Here is a 19745-nt window from a genome sequence, read left to right as displayed (position 1 = left end):
GTCAGTTTGCTTCGCTCAGGCTAACGAGCCCCTCTACCACAGCACTGCTTATACTTCTTGCCGCTCAAACAGGGGCAGGGGGCATTAGCCTTGAGTTTGTTGCGTTCTGGCAAAAATTGACCGCGAGTGTAATACCAAAGTCCATCGAGTTGCACAAACTCGGATCGCTCATGATGCGCATGCAGCCCGCTTTCATCCCGATACCAGGCACGAAATTCAACTTCCCCCTTGCTGTCTGCTACCGCGGGGGTGCTAAGCAACTCCAGGTTGAGCCATTGACTCTGTTGTGACTCAGCCTCTAATTCCGCCTCACTGCAGCTAGGGCGAAAATCCGGGTGCCAGGTCGCTAATACGTACTCCCACTGGTGCAGGTAAAACGCCGTGAAGCGAGAGCGCATCAACTGGGCGGGGTTCTCGGCCGCGTTTTGATTGGCTAACAGGGGGGAACAGCAATGAGCAAATTCGTGGCCACTTTGGCAAGGGCAGAGCATAGGTAGGTCCTAAACAGGGCGCGCAAGCGCGGCGGAGGGGTGATTATAGGGGCGCTAATTTGGCTCTCACTAGCAGAATGATGAAATTTGTGCAGTACAAACGGTATGGACTTGGGTATTTGACTAGACTGCTGTTGAGTTGCGTGTGCTACGCATGCAGGGGCAAACAGCGAGGATCTTAGTATGAGAATAAAAAATAAAATTATTACTCTGGCCATTTTGCCTTTGGTATTGGCGGTTCTGGTCATCAATTTATCCGTCTATTTTGCCAGCTACGCCCAATTGAGTGAGCAGCAAGCCACACTGCGTAAAGATTTGTTGGCAGCGAAGAAGGCTGAGCTGAGCAAATATCTGCATTTGGCGGAAACGTCAATCAGTAAGCTCTATGCCCAGCCGGATACACCTGACGTGCGTGAGCAGGTAAAACGTGTGTTGCGCGATCTGCGCTATGATGCGGATGGTTACTTTTTTGTGTATGACTTCAAGGGGATCAATCAGGTGCTTGGTCCCAAGCCGGAACTGGAGGGCAAGGATCTTTCCGGGCTCAAGGATGAGACTGGCAACTATTTTGTGCAAAATATCATAGCCGCCGCCCGCAGCGGTGAAGGCTATGTTCAGTATCTATGGCCCAAACCCTCAATCCAGAAAACTGTCGCCAAATTGAGTTTCAGTATGGTGCTAGATAAATATCAGTGGATTGTGGGGACAGGCTTTTATATCGATGACGTAGATCAACAGCTGGCTCAAGAGTATGCCAAAGGCCAGGTGCGAGTATCCCAGAGCATCCAGCGTAATTTGTGGGTTTCTCTGCTGGTGCTGTTGGTCACCATAGTCACAACGCATTGGGTGAGCAATCGGATTACGCGTCCTCTGGAAGCGGTAGCGGCTGCGCTCAATGATATTGCCCACGGTGAAGGCGATCTAACCCAGCGTCTGCAGGTGGTGAGTCAAGATGAAGTGGGTCTGGTCAGCCGAGCCTTCAATCAGTTTATTACCCAGATCCAGAGCCTGGTCAGCGAAGTCGGTGCCACCAGCGCCCAGGTCTTTGCCGCATCCGATCGGCTACAAGCGCTGTCCGGGCAATTTAGCCAGCAGATGCAAGGGCATAGGAAAGAGACAGATATGGTCGTCACGGCCGTAACCGAGATGAGTTCGACGGCTCATGAAGTGGCCTCTAGCGCGGCCAATGCGGCTAACTCTACGACCGTAGCGGCCCAAGAGGCAGTCCAGGCACATCAGGTGGTGGATGTGGCGAGCCGTAGCATCAACGCCTTGGTCGGTGAAGTTGATCAGGCATCCCATGTTATTGCTGAGTTGGCCCAGGAGACGGCAAAGATTGGCTCTGTGGTGGAGGTGATCCGCGGCATAGCGGAACAGACCAATTTGCTGGCGCTCAATGCGGCCATTGAGGCGGCGCGAGCGGGCGAGCAGGGGCGGGGGTTTGCTGTGGTAGCCGATGAGGTGCGCTCCCTGGCAGGCAGAACCCAACAGAGCACCCATCAGATCAATGACATGCTGCAACGTCTGCAAAATGGGGTGAAAGAGGCGGTCGCCGTCATGGAAACGAGTCAGGAGCGCAGTCAGCAGGCTATCAGTGAAACAGCCAAGATTGCGAGTTCCCTGGACAGCATGTCCCTCTCGGTGAGCTCCATCAATGATATGAATATGCAGATTGCTACGGCAGCCGAAGAGCAAAATGCGGTCTCCGAGGAGATCAACCGTAATCTGGTAGCGATTCAACATATAGTGGAGGAGTTGAGTCAGGCGGCGGATGAGTCAGCCCTGACGACCCAAGCCGTGGTCGCCACCGGACAACAGCTCAAGGCGTTAGTCAGTCGTTTCCGGGTTTAGAGTTCTGGTCCAGGCGATATTTAATAATGGGGCGCCGTTTGAGCGCCTCACTTTTTTTTCGCTGGCGCCATGGGATACACAACATTTGCCTTACGTTAATTTTGCATTTCATTTACTTGAAATTGAGTTTTCTACCCATATTATGGTAGAAGCACAGCTGGCTCATGCCTCTGTGCGCTAAGGCAAACCGTCTGTTCTACTTTCATGAAACTTAAGGAGTCTCAATGAAACGTGTGTTGCTATTTTTGGCGACCAACTTGGCTGTAGTACTGGTGCTTTCCATCGTACTCAACCTCCTCTCTGGTGTGCTGGGTATCAACCGGCAAGGGATGGGCGGTCTGCTGTTGATGGCGGCAGTCTTTGGCTTCGGTGGTTCCTTTATTTCACTCTTGATATCCAAATGGGTGGCCAAGCGCAGTTATGGCGTACAAGTCATCGAGCAGCCGCGTAGTGAAATGGAGCACTGGCTCTTCTCTACGGTAAAGCGTCAGGCCACTGAGGCGGGGATTGGGATGCCCGAGGTGGGGATCTATGATTCACCTGAGATGAACGCCTTTGCTACTGGCGCTAGCAAGAATAGTTCGCTGGTGGCGGTCAGTTCCGGCCTGATGCAGAGCATGAGCCGCGATGAGGCCGAAGCTGTGCTGGCCCATGAGGTGAGCCACATAGCCAATGGCGATATGGTGACTCTCACCCTGATCCAGGGGGTGGTGAACACCTTTGTTATCTTCTTTGCGCGGGTCGTGGCTGGCATCATCTCGAACTTCTTTCGCTCCGATGATGAGGAGTCTCCGGCACAAGGCGGCTTTGTTTACATGATGATAGTGTTTGGCTTGGAGATGGTATTTGGCATCCTGGCTTCCGTGATTGTTATGTGGTTTTCACGGCAGCGTGAATTCCGTGCCGATGCCGGTGCGGCCAAATTGGCGGGACGGGATAAGATGATCGCGGCCCTGGAGCGTTTACGTCACGGGCACGAGTCCCAACTGGAAGGCTCCATGATGGCGTTTGGCATCAATGGGAAGCGTTCTGTCAGTGAGTTTTTCATGAGTCACCCGCCGTTAGAGCAACGTATTGAGGCTCTGCGCCAATACTGATTGAGCAGAGTGAGCATGATAACAAGGGCTGCCGCGGCAGCCCTTGTTGTTTTCGACGAGCACTAGCCCACCAACTGCAGCTCACTCGCTAGTTTCTCATGCTGCTGCCGATAGGCAACCAGATCGGCAATGCTGAGTACGGGCATCTGGTGCCGGAGAGCAAATTGCACGACCTCGGGGAGTCTCGCCATGCTGCCATCTGGATTGGTCAGCTCGCACAAGACCCCATAGGGTTGTAATCCGGCTAGACGCATCAGATCGACTGTGGCCTCTGTGTGTCCGCGGCGGACCAAGACCCCCCCTTCGCGGGCGCGCAGGGGAAATACATGGCCGGGTTTATGGAGATCAGTCGGTTGGGCATGCTCGGCAATGGCGGCTTGTATGGTGGTGAGTCGATCCTGGGCCGATACGCCCGTGGTGACGCCTTTGGCCGCCTCTATGCTGACGGTAAAGGCGGTTTGAAACTGGCTGGAGTTGGCACCGACCATCATGGGTAACTCCAGTTGGCGCACACGCTCCTCTGTCAGACAGAGACAAACGATGCCGGAGCATTCGCGGATCATCAATGCCATCTGTGGCTGAGTCATGCTTTGAGCAGCAAAAATAAGATCGCCTTCATTTTCGCGATCTTCATCATCTACCACCATAACGCCTTTGCCTTGACGTAGCGTCTGCAACGCGAATTCCACCCGTTGCTGGGGGGCGCCAAATTGTGTAAGTAAGGACTGAACCATGGTAAATCTCCCAAAAAATGGTTACCTGGATCAGGGCATGGAAAGGCAGCGGCGCGGTGAGCCGGTTTGGCTACCGTTGAGATAGGCTGTCATATCCTCTTTTATCCGGACTATTACCGTCGGCTCCAGATTCACACTGGATCTGCTGTCCCTGGCGGTAGCGTGCCAGGCGCTCGCGGGCTGACGACGGCCAAGTATGCCGCCGTATCACCGCCGGTGGGGAATTGCACCCCGCCCTGAGAATAAGCCTAGTGAGAGTAACGGTTGCGCTACGCAATTACTAGTGGAAGATGAGAATCTCTCGCAAGTTAGCGACTGGGCGGGCTCAGGAGCGATAGAGCACCTTGATCAGATGAAAACCAAACTGGGTCTTGATGGGACCGAGTACGGTGAGGAGTTCTCCCTTGAATACGGCATCGTCGAAGGCTTTGACCATCTGTCCTCGACGGAACTCTCCCAGGTCTCCTCCCTTCTTGCCAGATGGACAGAGCGAGTGACGGCGAGCTAGCTCGCCAAAGTGAGCACCACGGGCCAGTTTTTGTTTCAGACTCTCACACTCTGCGCGAGTCTTGACCAGGATATGTAAGGCGGCGGCTGTCATTATGGCTCCGTGTTGAAGGGGATATGAGTGTTGGTTGCGCAGGATTTTCCGGTATATCTGATCTGGCTGCAAGTTCGTTACTTGTTGCTCTGCTGCAGGAGTGGAGTGGCTATGTTAGGATTCACTTTACCCTATGGGTTGGCCTGGATATGGCCGCTACCTGATATCTATCTCCCTTTTCCCTGCTCTGAGGGCACACTTGAACCTGATTGTTGCCATTCATCGGCTCTGCCGCCTCTTCACGCTCCGCTGTTTCCGAGCGTGCTGGCAAGCCTTGTTGCTGTGTGTTGGATTGAGCCTGCCCGCCACCGTTCTGGGGAAAGAGGTGCGGTTCGAGGTCACTGGCGTTCGGGGTGAAGTGCAAGATAATGTGGAAAATTACTTGGCGGCTCTCCCCTCTTTTCAAGCTGACCGACTTATCTATCGGCGCAAGCAGATCCTGGCAGAGGTAACCAAGGGGTTGCAGGCGGTGGGTTACTATTCGGCCCACATTGAGCTCTCCCAGGATGAACATGATAAGGGCAAGCTATTGGTCGCCATTGAGCCGGATAAGCCCATCACCATTCGCTCTTTACAGGTGTCACTGCAAGGGGATGCCCTCAATGACAAGATCTTTGACCGCTTGTTGCAAACCCTGCCCCTCAAGCAGGGGGATGTGTTGCACCATGGCAAATATGAAGATATCAAGAGCAGCTTGACCAGTCGGGCACTGGCGCGGGGTTATTTTGATGCCGAGATGGTGCGCTCGACGATCAAGGTCTATCCCAAGGAGTATGTAGCCGATGTGTTCATCGAGTTCTCTTCCGGGCACCGCTATCGCTTTGGTGAGGTGAACATTGAAGGGGTCACAGAGAGTCAGCGTCTGATCAAGCCGTTGCTGACTTTCAAACCCGGGGATCCCTATGTGGCCCAAAAATTGGCCACCTTCAGTCAGTCCCTCTCCGAGACGCGTTATTTCCGTCAGGTGGATGTGCATCCTGTGCTCAAGCAGAGCAAAGATTATCGGGTGCCCATCTACGTAGGGCTAGAGCCCAAGAGTAACAATCTGGTCGAGACCGGGATTGGTTTCTCCACCGATGAGGGGCTGCGCGCCCAGCTCAATTGGGAGAAGCCCTGGCTCAATCAGTATGGTCACAGCTTCAATGCGCAGCTTAAGGTGTCGGCATCTCAACAGGATATCAAGTTCAATTACCGCATCCCAGGTAAGGACCCGATCAATGATTATTACAACCTGCAAACGGGTTATGAGAACAAGGAGCTAAATGATACCAAGTCCAAGCTCTCGCAAGCGGGTTTACACTATTGGACCAAGAAGCTAGGTGACTGGGAGCGCGATTACTTTGTGCGCTTGGAGTATGAGGATTATGTACAGGGCCTGAGTAGTGGTACCAGTCTGTTGTTGATCCCTGGCGTTTCTCTTAGCCGTTTGCGCATTGATCGCGGGCTGGATCCAGAGTGGGGCGATCGTCTCATTTTCAGCAGTGAGTTTTCCCAACCTGCCTGGGGTTCTGACCTGGGCTTTACTCGTCTGCGTGCGCGAGCCAAGTGGTTACGCACCCCCTGGGAGGGGGCCCGCATCACTTCTCGGCTGGAGCAGGGGTGGATAGGTGGGGAAAATCTGGACAACATGCCGGCGAGCTTGCGCTTTTTTGCCGGTGGCGATCAGTCGGTCCGTGGTTTTGGTTATGAGACTATCTCGCCCACCGATGCGAGTGGACAACTCACCGGGGCTCGCTACCTGACGACTGGCAGCCTGGAGTATGCCCATCCTGTGGCTGAAAAGTGGCGTTTGGCGACATTTGTCGATGCGGGTACGGCTACCAATGACTACCTGGATCCGATCAAGGTTGGCTCTGGCTTGGGGGTGCGCTGGATCTCGCCCTTAGGCCCTATCCGGTTCGATCTGGCTTTTGGGGTTTCGGAGACGCATGTGCCTTGGCGCTTGCACTTTGGTCTGGGAGCTGAGCTATGACCTGGCTACGACTGATGCTGGTGGCTTTGAGTGGCCTGCTGCTGATGGTATTGACCCTGCTGGGGGTCGTACTGTTTACCAGCGCGGGTAATCAGATGATCTGGCAGCAGTTGCAACGCCAACTGCCCACCTTGCATGGCGAACTGGTGAGTGGTCACCTGGGGGTGGGCTGGGAGATCCATAATCTTGATTTTCACTCTTCGCTGCTGGATGTGCAGGCCCAGAAGGTGCAACTGGTTTGGCAGGCGGGTGCATTGCTGGCCGGCCAATTGGTGGTTGAGGAATTGGCGCTAGATAAGCCTCGTCTGACGCTGCGATCTCAGCCGACTGAGGTTGCCACTGACTCTTCAGCTGAGCAAACCGCGCCTGCCACGCTGCTGTCACTCCCCATTCGCCTGTTTATTCATAAACTCAGAGTACAGGATTTCGCCCTGCAGACCCCGGATGTGATGGTTAAGGTGGGGTTGCTTGAGGCTGCAGCCGATTGGCAGGGGGAGCAGTTGGTACTGCGGCGGGCTGACGGGGCCGATGTAGATGTGGCCTTGCTGCTGGCGCAGGCCCAGAGTTCACAACCGGAAAAAGGGCACACTCAGGCCCGGAATAATCTAGCCATCGCCGATACCAGGCTGGAGACTAAGGCGCCAGTGGCGCCATCGACGGGCAAAGCCCAACCCCCATCAAAGGATCAAATTAAACGGGCTGTAGCTGGTAAGCCAGTGGGCCCAGGTAAACCAAGCGCCAATGGTAAAGATCAAGCCAAGAGTCAGCCCAAGGAGTTTGACCCTAAATATATTGCCGCGCATATCGCCAAGTTGCCTGCGGTCTTTTTACCGTTTGATCTGCAGGTCGAGCAGTTCGCCGTGACGCGGGCGCGTTACCACCAGCCCGGTTTTGATACGGCGCTGTTCGATGTGGCGCTGCAGGGGCGCTTCGTCGGCGAGCAATTGACGCTGCGCTCCCTGCGTGTCAAACACAGCTGGGGGGAAGCAGAACTACAGGGAGAGCTCACCTTTCATGATTACTATCCCATGGATCTTCAACTGCAGGCAAAGAGTGATGTGGGCTGGCTCGATAACCAGCTCAAGGGGCGGCAGTTTGCTTTACTGGCAAAGGGGGAGCTAACCGATCTGCATACCAAGCTGACGCTGCAAGGCAAAGAGGGGCTGACTCTGCAGGCTAGACTCAATACTCTGGCCGCCGATCTACCGTTCACTGCTCAGTTGGCATGGCATCATCTGCAATGGCCGCTCACCGGCAAGGGTGACTATAGCGTGGATCAGGGCAAGGCCGATGCCTCTGGCAAGCTCTCGGCGTATCGACTCAAGCTGACGACGCAAGCTCAGGCGCTGGCGTTACCGCGCTCCTCAGTGGCGTTGGATCTGCAAGGTTCTCTCAATGGCATCGATCTCAAACCCCTCAAAATAGTGACTGGACACAGTACGCTGCAGGCCGAGGGGCGTCTGGATTGGCAAAAAGAGCTGAACTGGCTCGGCCGGATCACGGCACAAAGCGCCAATATCAAGGAGTGGGTGCCCCAGGTGAGTGGCCGGATCAAGGCCAATATCGCCAGCCACTTTGTTCTGAAAAAGCAGGGCTGGCAACTGGAGTTACCTAAACTCGAAGCGGATGGCCAGCTGAATGGTTACCCTCTTACGTTGCGCGGTCGGCTGCAGGGCAATGACAAGATGGCTTGGCAGTTTGAGCAGATCCGTCTCACCAGTGGTGCCAATCGTCTCGAGCTAGATGGCGGTCTGGGGCAACGCTGGCAAGCTAAGGGGCGTATTGACGCCCCGGCTCTGGGGATTCTTTATCCTGAACTATCAGGGGCCATGAGTGCCGACTTTTCCCTGCAGGGCGCGGCCGCGACCCCCGAATTGAATTGGCGCCTGAATGCCGAGGAGATAGGGTTGCCCAGTGTCCGTCTGCGGCAATTGGCGGCACAAGGTTCACTGCTGTTTGGTAAGCAACTTTCGGGTGAGTTGACCCTAAACTTGGGGCGTTTGCGGCAGGGCAGTACCCGCATCAAGGAGCTGGTGTTGACCCTCAAGGGCAACGAGGCGGCCCACCATCTGGCCCTGCAGTTTGCCGGAGAGCCTATCGCCAGCCGACTGGAATTAAATGGCTCGCTTTTGCGTGGTCGCTGGCAGGGCGAGTTGCACCAAGGACAACTAACGACCCCAGTAGGCGAGTGGCGGCTGGAGGCGCCCCTGTCCATTGCATCGCGTGCGCCCTGGCAACAGGTTCAAGTGGGGAAACAGTGCTGGCGTTCCGATAAGGCTGGAGTCTGCCTGAGTGACGGCGCGCTATCAGCCCAACAAGGGGAGCTCACTGTAGCGCTGACACACTTTGCCACCGAGCGTCTGTCTCCCTTCTTCCCTGAGCGCTTTAGCTGGTTGAGTGAGTTGGGGGTTGAGGGTCAGATTGGATGGTCGCGGGGTATACCGCGCATCAATCTGGCTCTCAACTCTGGGCCTGGTCAATTCGTCACTGATGAATTGACCTCTGATTATCAAACTCTGCGTATTAAGAGTTCATTGGATGGGCAAGAGGGGGCGCTGTTGCTGGACTTTACGTCGCTCAAGCTCGGTTCGGCCCATATCAATCTGCAAATTCATGACCCCATGGCTAAACGGGAGCTGGGGGGAAATCTGAAGCTCACCAATTTACGCTTGTACGGTATCGCGCCGCTGTTCGACGAGTTACGCCGCACTAAGGGCCGAATTGATGCGGATGGCCGGTTGGCTGGGACTCTGGATGCCCCACTGTTTTATGGTGAGGTGCGACTCACCGAAGGCGAGGTGGATACTGCGGCTGAAGTGGCCAACCTGCGCCAGATTGAAACCATAATGCGCATCAATGGCGCGCGCGCCGATATTGATGGCAGCTTGATGGTGGGCAAGGGCAAGCTGGATCTGGGTGGCTTTGTCGACTGGAGTCATAGCGAGCCGCAAGGGCGGCTGACTATTCATGCCGATACTCTGGAGATCGGCTTGGCTGGTTATGGGCGCGCCCGGGTGAGCGCTGATGTGACGGCCTCCATTGGTGGTGGCGTCCAGCTGCAGGGGCGGGTGATGATCCCCTGGGCTAGGATCAAGGTCAAAAATTTGCCTGATAGTGTGGTGAGTCTCTCCGATGATGTTGAGGTTGTCATGCCCAGGCGTAAGGCACCTGAGCCCAAGGCTCCGATCCCCTTTTGGCTGGATTTGGTGGTGAGCCTGGGAGGGGATGTGCAACTGGATGCCTTGGGATTGAAGACCAAACTGGTGGGCGGCATCACCATGACCCAGACTCCGGAGGTGCCGTTGCGTACCGAAGGGGAGATCCGCCTGGATGATGGTCGCTTCAAGGCCTATGGTCAAAATCTGCTGATCAGCGAAGGCAAGCTTATCTTCTCCGGTAATGTCAGCGAGCCCTATCTGAATGTGGAGGCTCAGCGAGATCCCGAGACCATGGAGGATAAGAGCGTTACGGTTGGGGTAAAGGTAACCGGACCCGCTTCACAACCCAAGGTTACTATCTTCTCTGAGCCTCAGCTCTCCGAGACGGAGAAACTCTCCTACTTGCTGCGAGGCAAGAGTACCAGCGCCAGCGGTACCACCTCGGGAGATGAAGCGATGACCGGTATTCTGTTAGGGGCCGGGTTGAGTCAGGCCAGTGGTCTGGTGTCAGGACTCGGCGAAGGGTTGGGGTTGAGTGATGTCACCCTGGATTCGGCCGGCAGTGGTGATGATACTCAGGTCAGTGTCAGTGGTTATCTGCGTCCAGGTCTGCAGTTGCAGTATGGGGTCGGTATTTATAACTCTATCAGTGAGATCCGATTGCGCTATGAGTTGATCCCGCGCCTCTACCTGCAGGCACTGAGTGGGGTGGGGCAAGCATTGGATCTCTTCTACAAGTTTGAATTCTGATAGGCGCCGAGGGGATATAGAGCAGGGATCTGCACCAAGAGTGACGCCCTATGTCTCCTCGGTCTCTGTACCAAGTGTTGTGGTTGCGCTTGGTGCATCAAGGTCACTTTGCTGAACGAGTGTGGGTTCGTCAGCCGCGTCAGCATCCAATCCGAGGGGCAGTTGAGTCAATTGGGCGCTAATCTCTTCTGTTGTCTCACTCTCTTCTCTCCTGGCTTGCAAGTGGGATCTCGTTAGTTCAGCTTGGGTCCGATAATGGGTCAGCGCCAGCACCTGCTCCAGCCGCGCCAGTTCGCACAGATAGAGCCCGAATACCATGGCTCCGACTACCTCAGCTTGGTCATTTAGCACGGGATACCAGTAGCCTGCCCCCTGCTCCTTGGCGGGATTCAAATCGCCCAGATCCTGGAGCTCATCCGCGCTCAGCTGATGAGCTGGCATGGGTAACAGGGCCTGTAAGGTGCGGCTGCACAGCGGGCTGGGGTGGGTGGGCAAGCGGCTCCCTCTGTCGATGGTCAGCAGATGATGCCAGTGCTGGTTGTGAGGCGCATATTGGAAAATCATGATCAGCGCGGCGTGACCCTGGTCGCTCAGCAGTTGGGATAGCGCTAGCCAGTAAGCGTCATCGCGTCGCCAGACGTGAGTCTGGTTGAATTCCGGTAGCCAGGTCAGTGTTAGAGGGTCGCAGGCCAGGCTCTCCGGCAACATCAGTAGCTCCGCGGCTTTTTCGGCCAAGTGAAAGCTCAGGGGCGGAAAACTCTCCTGAATGGAACGATACTCCAGGGTCAGCAGGCCACAGGGCTGGCCGTTGAATTTAAGCTGCACATCCAGACGGGCCAGGATCCCCTCCTGCTGTAGGTACTCCTGGCTTTGCAGCATGGGTTGGTGGGCCAGGTTGGAAAAACCCAAGATACCGCGGCTGCGTAGTGCTTTCTGATAGCGGAGTTCCAGCGACTGAGTGGCGGGTAGGCTTCCGCTGCCTAGCATGAAGACCGGATGCAGTCGATCCGGTTGCTGGCTCCATAGAATAAGGCGATCGCAACCGAGCATCAGTTGTAAACGTTCCAGTATCTGACGATTACGGGCCAGGCCGGCGGGTTGGGCCGCCTGTTTTTCCAGCTCCAGCAACGCCAGCCCCCGAGATGAGCTGCGGTTTTCGTTGTTGAGTAAGCGGCGGGCACAGATAAGCCAATAGGGGGCCAGTTCAGGCACAAACTCCAGCAGCCAGCTCTCACTCTCCAACTCCAGAGGCAGGCAAGCCGCTTGGCCTCGGCGCAGCAACTGCTCAATCGGCTCGGCCAGATCCGCACCCAGTTGGCTGGGCCAGGGTTGGTGGATGCGCGGCAGCAGGGCTAGTGGTGGCAGCTCATCTGCCAGCAACGAGCTTAGTTGACCATCTTGTATATTCAGGCGCATGAAGTGGGAAACTTGTGGGCCGGAGGCGGTGCTGGCTGAGCTGACAGATAAATACATGCAGGTGATGGCGAGAAATATCCAGAATGACTCGGAGAATACGCTATCCCAGCGCCGGGGCAAAGATGTGATTGCAAGGTAAATTAGAATCTTCTAAAGTAATGTCAATTTCGTGGCTGAGGAGCTCAGTATGACCAAGATTGTAATCGTGGGTGGGGTGGCCGGTGGGGCCTCGGCAGCGGCCAGAGCCCGTCGTCTGTCGGAGCGTGCCGAGATAGTGGTGTTCGAACGAGGTGAACACATCTCCTTTGCCAATTGTGGCCTGCCCTATCATATCGGTGGCGAGATTACCCAGCGCCAAGCCTTGCTGCTGCAGACTCCACTTAGCTTCAAGCGACGCTTCAATGTAGAGGTCCGCGTCCAGCATGAGGTGGTGGCCATTGATCGTCAGCGCAAAGAGGTGACGGTGCGGCAGACTCAGACTGGCGAGCAGAGTGTCGAGTCCTACGACAAGTTGCTGCTCAGCCCAGGTGCGGCTCCGGTGCAGCCTCCCATTCCAGGTCTGGATAATCCCAATAGCTTCACTCTGCGCAACCTTGCCGATATGGATCGCATCATGGAGGCTCTGGCGGCTAAGGGGACGCGCCATGCGACTGTGGTGGGGGGGGGCTTCATCGGTCTGGAGATGGTGGAGGCGCTGCATCAGCGCGGTATACAAGTGACCCTGCTGGAGCTCTCTGATCAGGTAATGGCACCGCTGGATAAAGAGATGGCCAATATGGCGCACCAGACACTGGTGCAACATGGTGTCGATCTGCGTCTGCGTACAGGCCTGACGGCGGTGGAGGCCAACGCCGAGCAGGAACTGGTGCTGGCGTTGAGCAATGGCGATGTGCTGACCACGCAGATGGTGATCCTGGCCATAGGCGTAAGGCCGGAAACCCTGCTGGCTGTGCAGGCTGGTCTGGAGTTGGGGCCCCGAGGCGGGATCAAGGTGAATGAGGGCATGCAAACCTCGGATCCGGATATCTACGCGGTGGGAGATGCGGTCGAGACTAAAGAGCTGGTGACCGGCAAACCTGGTTTGATGCCGCTGGCTGGCCCCGCCAACCGCCAGGGCCGCATCGCCGCCGATAACATGCTGGGGCGAGCGGTGAGCTACAAGCGTACTCAGGGTACGGCTATTTGCAAACTGTTCGACCTGGCGTTGGCCAGTACCGGGCTTAACGAGAAGAGCCTGCTGCGATTGGGCCTCGCTTTTGAGAAGATCTACGTGCATCCGGCCAGCCATGCCAGCTACTACCCTGGAGCCTCTCCTGTCTCGCTCAAGCTGTTGTTTGATCCCTCCAGCGGGCAGATCTTGGGAGCCCAGGCCGTGGGTAAGGATGGGGTCGATAAGCGGATCGATGTGCTGGCGGTGGCGATGCGCGCCGGGTTGAGCGTGAATGAGCTGGAGGATCTGGAGTTGACCTATGCACCGCCTTTTGGCTCGGCGCGGGATGTGGTCAACCAGGCCGGTATGGTGGCGGCCAATGTGCTCAAGGGCGATGAACGCATTTGCCATGTGGCCGATGTGCAGATGCGGGGCTCAGCGCAGTTGCTGTTGGATGTGCGCAATCCCGGTGAGCTGACATCACTGGGCAGCATTCCCGGCGCCGTGAATATTCCGGTTGATGAGTTACGCCAACGTCTGGATGAGTTGCCTCGGGACAAGGAGATACTGATCACCTGTCAGGTGGGGCTACGCGGCCATGTGGCCTACCGCATGTTGACCAATGCCGGTTTCAAGGCCCGAAATCTGAGTGGTGGCTTCAAGACCTATCAGATGAGCGTGGCCAGCTTCTAGCCCGTCGTGAACGCAAGAGGCCCCTATTCGGGGCCTCTTGCGTTATTGTTTCCTGGTCGTATCAGGCGGGAAAATCAAACAACATACCGCTTAATCTGGCTTCCTCTATGAAGGTTGGCACCTTGTTGCGTAACCCCCAGACCGAGAGTTCGCCAGCCAGAAAGGGGTGTCCCGGGAAGGATTCGTCATCGCTGCGAAAATTGGGTAGTTGACTGCTATCAAAATCCAGCAGATGGAGAGTGAGAATGGGGCGCAGGGCGAGAAACAGATCCCGGGTCAACTCAGGGCCCAGGCTGACCGGCCGCCTGGCGCCATCAAACAGCCAGTTGCCTTCGCCAAGCATATTGTTGAAGAAGCCGCCTGCCAGCAGGAGTCTCTTGACCAGTGGAATCGCATCATTGACCCCCATGGCTGCCTGCTCCAGGTTGGGGCGCCAGAAACAGAGGTCATCTATCTTGGTCAGGGTCAGCATCTGCTCGAGCTCGGCGACGGGGGTTACCTGCTCCCACAATTTCAGGATACCCTGCTGGATCTGCAGGCTCAGATCACCGAGCAACTCGATTGCTTGCTCGGGTGATAGCTTGGGATCGGAGATCACATGATTGAGGGCCAGCGCTGCCTGGACATTATCCGACCCCGCTGTCTCCTTATAATGCTCATGAGTAGGTTGGTTCATTCTGCGCTTTCCCCATGCAAAGGAGCGGTCTGGGCCGGCTCCTTGACTGTAATGATGACTCTCTGGTTACAGCTTATATCAAGGCAGCATGGCAGCCAGTGGATCTCCGACCTTTATGCCAAGAGCCTTAGGGTGGATCACAGTAAAGCGAATGCTGTCATTCCAAGAGCGTGTATTTGTCCAGAATGGCTTGATAACGGCCATCTTTTTTCATCTGTTGCATGGTCTTATTGAACTCGCTTAGGAAGCCAGGGCCGAGTCGTTTCTTGCTGAGCATGAAGAAGGCGGGGGCTGAGTAAATGGATAAGGAGGAGCGCACAATTTTTCCCTGCAGCCCCCTTTGCTTGATGGCCCAGGTGGTTGCCAGCCAATCGCCGAGAAAGCCCTGGATCCGCCCCTTACCCAGTTTGGCGTAGTTTTGATCTTCGGCCAGCACGGGCTGAATGTTGCCATGGCCTAACAGTGCTTCGACTTCGGGACCGTAATAGAACTCCTTGGTGATCCCCAGCAAAAAGCCGTTATCCAGCAGTTGGGTGATAGTCGTTCCCGGTAGCGGCTGGTTGGGGCGGATCCACAAATTAGCCATGCTGGGACTATAGCTATCGGAGAAGTTGGCGTATTGCGCCCGATCCGAGTTGTAGTAGGCCTCCATGGCGATATCGGTTTCACCTTGTTGTAACTCCTGCAGTTGGCGTTTCCAGGGGCGTTCCCGGAATTCCAGTTTGCAGCCCAAGCTCTGGCTTACCTGGGTCAGAACCTCAATGGCGAAGCCCTGCATCTGGCCATCACTGTTTTTGAAATGGTAGGGGGGCCAGTTGTCCCAACCCACGCGCAATGGATGGGGGCAACCAGCCAGTGCGGGAGTTGCCACCAGCAGCGTTACGAGCAACAGTAGACGAGAGGGCATAGCTGTGAGCTCTTGATGTTAGCCACTATTTTTACAGTTTAGTTGGTGGTGACGGTTATTTTAGCCTCAGAGGCGGCAGTTGCTGAAATAAGTTAACGAGTCCCTCCGACCAGGCGCGGCGCAATGCCAGAAAATGGGGGTGCTGCTCATCGATTCGAAATTGCTGATCCGCACTGAAACTGCCTTGTGGGTAAAGCATCACATCCAGTGGTAGCCCGACAGACAGGTTGCTGCGCAGCGTGGAGTCCAGCGAGATAAGGGCACACTGCATGGCCTGCTCCAGGGTGGTTTGGTAGGTGAGGACCCTGTCTATGATGGGTTTACCATATTTACTCTCGCCGATCTGGAAGTAGGGGGTGTCCTCGGTGGCCTCGATAAAATTGCCTTCCGGATAGATATGAAACAGGCGGGGGGCACAACCACGGATCTCGCCGCCTAACAGCAGATTGCAGCCAAAGTTGATACCACTTTGCTGCTGGCCGCCATCGCGCTGGATCACCTCCCGCACCGTATTGCCGATCAGGGTGGCCGCCTCATACAGATTGGTCACCGTCATCAGGTTTGGCCCCTCTTCCTGGCACCGCTGTTTGAGCAGGCTCAGTACGCTCTGGGTGGTGGCCAGATTGCCTGCACTTTGCAGCACCAGCAGGCGCTCACCGGGTTCGGTGAAAACGGTGAGCTTGCGAAAGGTAGCGATGTGATCGACTCCCGCATTGGTACGGGAGTCGGAGGCAAATACCAGTCCGCTGGCTAGGCGCATGGCGACGCAATAGGTCATGGTGTGTTCTCAAGCAAGGGCCGTGCGATTTGGCGCACGGCGACGATTTCCGATGGTTTACTGTTGCTGTTGCTGTTGCTGCTCTTGTTCCAGCAACTCTACGGCGGCGTGGGCCTGCATGGCCTCACTGCCGCCGCCATAGCGTATCCCACGCACCGGACAGGCATCCAGATAATCTATGCCGACCGCCAGTTTTAGGTGCTGACTGGGGGTGGTGCACTGGTTGGTGACATCAAAGGTATGCCACTTATCGTCACACCACACCTCAGCCCAGGCATGGGTGGCGACATGGCTGGTATCCGGGGTGTAGAGATAGCCGCTCACATAGCGGGCTGGCAACCCCAGGCTGCGGCAACAGGCCAGGAACACATGGGTGTGGTCCTGGCACACCCCTTCGCCGGCGGCAAAGGCGTGTGCCGCGTCAGAGTTGACATCGGTACTGCCCGGTCGATAGGGCATGCGCTCTAGCAACTCGGCCATCATGGCGGTCAAGGCGGCCACTTGCGTCAGCTCCTCTCGATAGGGGGCGGCAAAGGCCCGGATCGCCGCATCGGGCTGGGTCAGCGCGCTGTGGCGCAGAAAGACCAGGGGTGAGATAGCCTGCGAGAGATCCTCTTCCGCATCCATCATGATCTCCACCACACCGCGCGCCTGGATGTGCAGTGCCATGTGCGGGCGGTCCAGGGTCAGCACATGCAGCACATTGCCAAAGCTATCTGTGGTACAGGTGGCATCCTCGGGCAGATCCAGCTCCCAGGAGAGGATGCGCTGGCGACTGGAGTGCTGGGGGGTGAGGCGCAGATACTGGGTGCTGCGGCTCACTTCGCCTTGATAGGCATAGTGGGTGTGGTGCTCTATGGTCAGTTTCATTTATGAGGCCTCCAGATAGGCGCGATGAATGCTGTCGGCGATGGCATTGATGTCATGCAGGAATTGGTTGAGGTAGTCATGCAGCCCCTCGGCGAAGAGATCGCTGATGGTGCCAAAACGCAGCTTGGCATGTTGCACCGCCGTGAGCAGGCGGGGTTCCCGGCCGCTATCACCCTCTATGCGTTCTAGCAGCAGTTCGACCTCTTCGACGCTGGCGCGCAAGGAGCGAGGCACTTCGTTGCGCAGGATCAAGAGCTCGGCCACCAAATCTCGGCTCGGGCTCTGTTTGTAGAGCTCCTGGTAGGCTTCGTATGAACCGACAGAGCGTAGCAGGGCGTTCCAGCGATAAAACTCCCGCACCGGATCTTCATCCTCCTCTTTCATCACCTGATACTTCACATTCAGGATGCGGGCTGTGTTATCGGCGCGCTCGAGAAAAGTGCCCAGGCGGATGAAACGCAGGGTGTCGCTACGCAGTATGGTGCCGAAGGTGGCACCGCGCCCCTGGTGGGAGCGCTCCTTTACCCAGTCAAAGAAAGCAACGGCATCAAAGCCCGCCATGCCGCGCTTACGGTGAGCCTTGATCTCCAGCCAGGTGGTGTTGAGGCTCTCCCATACTTCACCGCTGATGCGGCCCCGCACCGCGTGGGCATTATCCCGGGCGCTGCGGATGCAACTATAGATGCTGCTGGGGTTGCTTTCATCGAAGATGAAGAACTCCAGCAGTCCGTTCATATGGACAGTGCCATAGCGCTCCAGATAGGGCTCATGGGTACCTGTGATGGTGAGTGGGGCTATGAGTTCGCTATTGTCAGAGTCCAGTTGTGGCATCAGCGACATGGTATTGGTCACATCCAGCATCCGCGCCGTGTTCTCGGCGCGCTCCAGATAGCGGGACATCCAGTAGAGTTCACTAGCGGTGCGACTTAGCATACGGAATCCTCCAAAACCCAGGTGTCCTTGGTGCCACCCCCTTGCGATGAGTTCACCACCAGCGAGCCTTCGGTCAGGGCGACCCGGGTCAGGCCGCCAGGGATGAGGCGGATCTCTTTGCCCGTGAGGACATAGGGGCGCAAGTCGATATGGCGGGGAGCAATCCCAGAGTCGACGAAGGTGGGGCAGGTGGAGAGTGACAGGGTGGGTTGGGCTATGTAGTTGTCTGGGCGTGCCTTGATGCGTTCGGCAAAGTCGGCGATTTCACTTTGACTGGCGCAGGGACCAATCAACATGCCGTAACCTCCAGCCCCATGCACCTCTTTGACCACCAGTTCGCGCAAATGGGCCAGCACGTGGGAGAGTTCATCCGGACGGCGACATTGCCAGGTAGGCACATTGTTGAGGATGGGCTCCTCAGAGAGATAGAAACGGATCATATCCGGGACATAGGGGTAGATGGACTTGTCATCGGCGACGCCGGTGCCAACGGCATTGGCTAGCACCACGCCGCCCGCCCGGTAGACCGAGAGCAGGCCGGGGACGCCCAGCATGGAGTCATGGCGAAAAGCCAAGGGGTCAAGGTAGGCATCATCCAGGCGGCGGTAGATCACATCGATCTGTTGCGGGCCTTGGGTGGTGCGCATGAAGACATGACCATGCTTGACGAAGAGATCCGCATTTTCTACCAGCTCGACCCCCATCTGCTGCGCCAGGAAGCTGTGTTCAAAGTAGGCACTGTTGAAGCGCCCTGGCGTCAATACCACCACGCAGGGGTTCTCCACCGGTGAGCTTTCGCGCAGGGTCTGCAGCAGCAAAGAGGGGTAGCGCTCTACCGGGGCGATGCGCTGCTGGGAGAAGAGCTCAGGGTAGAGGCGCATCATCATCTTGCGATTTTCCAGCATGTAGGAGACGCCGGACGGGGTGCGCAGATTATCCTCCAGCACATAGTAATCGCCGTTGTTGTTACGGATGAGATCCACGCCTGTGATATGGGCATAGATGCGCCGGTGCAGCGTGATCCCTTGCATGCAGGGTTGATATTGATCGTTGGCCAGCACCTGCTCGGCGGGAATGACGCCGGCTTTGAGAATGTGCTGCTCATGATAGATGTCGTGCAAGAAGGCATTGAGGGCGGTGACCCGCTGGCGGATGCCCTTATCCAGCATCTGCCACTCGCTGGCCGGAATAATGCGCGGTACGTTATCAAACGGGATCAGCCGCTCGGCACCCTCTTCCTCGCCATAGACGTTGAAGGTGATGCCAACACGATGGAACAGTAGATCGGCTTCTTCGCGCTTTTGCTGGATCCGTTTAGGGTCTGTCTCCTTGAGCCAGTGCCAAAAGGGGGTGTAGTGGGGACGACTGCTGCCATCGGCCAGTAACATCTCATCAAACAGAGAGGGGGCGGGGGGTTGGATCTGGAGCATGGAACACCTCGTGGCTTACATCCTTGCTTGGAGCCACGCAAGGGCCATGCCAGAAAAGATGTCACGAAAATGGGTGATTAGCGGCAATTAAACGCACTTCTTGTGGGCGTACGAGCTCCCTTTGGGCCAATTCGGTGCAGTACTGGCTAGAGTGGTGCGCACTGGCTCTTGCGCTTGCACCATGGCGCAGAGGCCAACGCGTTGGGGCGCCAGAATATGGCAGCCCCTGATCTGCTTA

15 protein-coding genes and 1 riboswitch are annotated in these 19745 nt (G+C 56.5%); of the genes, 5 read left to right on the top strand and 10 right to left on the bottom strand.

All coding sequences use genetic code 11. The features are described 5' to 3' along the window. Positions 1-20: 20 nt before the first annotated feature. The gene (locus ACZYTD_RS09495) at positions 21-491 is read right to left on the bottom strand and encodes a YchJ family protein (RefSeq protein ID WP_463891546.1); all 471 of its coding nucleotides are present in this window, start codon (positions 489-491) and stop codon (positions 21-23) included. A 183-nt stretch (positions 492-674) separates the two neighbouring features. Between ACZYTD_RS09495 and ACZYTD_RS09490 the strand changes: the two genes are divergently transcribed. Together ACZYTD_RS09490 and htpX are read left to right on the top strand one after the other, a co-directional pair. After that, entirely contained in the window at positions 675-2342 is a 1668-nt protein-coding gene (locus ACZYTD_RS09490; RefSeq protein WP_463891545.1) for a methyl-accepting chemotaxis protein, read from the top strand. A 224-nt stretch (positions 2343-2566) separates the two neighbouring features. Further along, complete coding sequence (gene htpX, locus ACZYTD_RS09485) at positions 2567-3439, top strand: protease HtpX (RefSeq protein WP_463891544.1); 873 nt, start codon at positions 2567-2569, stop codon at positions 3437-3439. 62 nt (positions 3440-3501) lie between these two features. Here the strand turns inward: htpX and ribB are convergent, their stop codons facing one another. Both ribB and ACZYTD_RS09475 read right to left on the bottom strand, forming a co-directional pair. Then, the gene (gene ribB / locus ACZYTD_RS09480) at positions 3502-4173 is read right to left on the bottom strand and encodes a 3,4-dihydroxy-2-butanone-4-phosphate synthase (RefSeq protein ID WP_463891543.1); all 672 of its coding nucleotides are present in this window, start codon (positions 4171-4173) and stop codon (positions 3502-3504) included. A gap of 89 nt (positions 4174-4262) precedes the next feature. Then, positions 4263-4421: riboswitch (FMN riboswitch) on the bottom strand. 77 nt (positions 4422-4498) lie between these two features. Continuing rightward, positions 4499-4777 carry a peptidylprolyl isomerase gene (locus tag ACZYTD_RS09475; RefSeq protein WP_463891815.1) on the bottom strand — a complete coding sequence of 93 codons (279 nt, stop codon included), beginning with the start codon at positions 4775-4777 and terminating at the stop codon, positions 4499-4501. Positions 4778-4973: 196 nt separating this feature from the next. Here ACZYTD_RS09475 and tamA point away from each other — a divergent pair, with 196 nt between their 5' ends. Together tamA and tamB are read left to right on the top strand one after the other, a co-directional pair. Continuing rightward, positions 4974-6746, top strand: a complete 1773-nt coding sequence (gene tamA / locus ACZYTD_RS09470) for an autotransporter assembly complex protein TamA (protein ID WP_463891541.1) — start codon at positions 4974-4976, stop codon at positions 6744-6746. Beyond that, the gene (tamB, locus tag ACZYTD_RS09465) at positions 6743-10654 is read left to right on the top strand and encodes an autotransporter assembly complex protein TamB (protein WP_463891539.1); all 3912 of its coding nucleotides are present in this window, start codon (positions 6743-6745) and stop codon (positions 10652-10654) included. Before tamA ends, tamB begins: the two co-directional genes overlap by 4 nt. Before the next feature lie 48 nt (positions 10655-10702). Here the strand turns inward: tamB and ACZYTD_RS09460 are convergent, their stop codons facing one another. Then, positions 10703-12070 carry a hypothetical protein gene (locus ACZYTD_RS09460; protein WP_463891538.1) on the bottom strand — a complete coding sequence of 456 codons (1368 nt, stop codon included), beginning with the start codon at positions 12068-12070 and terminating at the stop codon, positions 10703-10705. A gap of 187 nt (positions 12071-12257) precedes the next feature. Here ACZYTD_RS09460 and ACZYTD_RS09455 point away from each other — a divergent pair, with 187 nt between their 5' ends. Beyond that, positions 12258-13913 carry an FAD-dependent oxidoreductase gene (locus ACZYTD_RS09455; RefSeq protein WP_463891536.1) on the top strand — a complete coding sequence of 552 codons (1656 nt, stop codon included), beginning with the start codon at positions 12258-12260 and terminating at the stop codon, positions 13911-13913. 61 nt (positions 13914-13974) lie between these two features. Here the strand turns inward: ACZYTD_RS09455 and ACZYTD_RS09450 are convergent, their stop codons facing one another. The 6 genes from ACZYTD_RS09450 to ACZYTD_RS09425 form a co-directional block, all read right to left on the bottom strand. Further along, positions 13975-14589, bottom strand: a complete 615-nt coding sequence (locus ACZYTD_RS09450; protein ID WP_463891534.1) for a hypothetical protein — start codon at positions 14587-14589, stop codon at positions 13975-13977. 157 nt (positions 14590-14746) lie between these two features. Continuing rightward, positions 14747-15496 (bottom strand): substrate-binding periplasmic protein, encoded by a 750-nt coding sequence (locus tag ACZYTD_RS09445; protein WP_463891533.1) that lies wholly within the window; start codon positions 15494-15496, stop codon positions 14747-14749. A 55-nt stretch (positions 15497-15551) separates the two neighbouring features. Next, on the bottom strand, positions 15552-16274 hold the full coding sequence (locus ACZYTD_RS09440) for a proteasome-type protease (RefSeq protein ID WP_463891531.1): 723 nt from the start codon (positions 16272-16274) through the stop codon (positions 15552-15554). 57 nt (positions 16275-16331) lie between these two features. Further along, positions 16332-17144 (bottom strand): transglutaminase family protein, encoded by an 813-nt coding sequence (locus ACZYTD_RS09435; protein ID WP_463891529.1) that lies wholly within the window; start codon positions 17142-17144, stop codon positions 16332-16334. Next, on the bottom strand, positions 17145-18077 hold the full coding sequence (locus ACZYTD_RS09430) for an alpha-E domain-containing protein (protein WP_463891528.1): 933 nt from the start codon (positions 18075-18077) through the stop codon (positions 17145-17147). After that, positions 18071-19507, bottom strand: a complete 1437-nt coding sequence (locus tag ACZYTD_RS09425; protein ID WP_463891526.1) for a circularly permuted type 2 ATP-grasp protein — start codon at positions 19505-19507, stop codon at positions 18071-18073. Before ACZYTD_RS09425 ends, ACZYTD_RS09430 begins: the two co-directional genes overlap by 7 nt. Positions 19508-19745 lie beyond the last annotated feature (238 nt).

The organism is Pseudaeromonas sp. HNCC25DJ180, from assembly GCF_055413345.1.
This window is presented reverse-complemented; position numbering and strand designations above follow the sequence as displayed.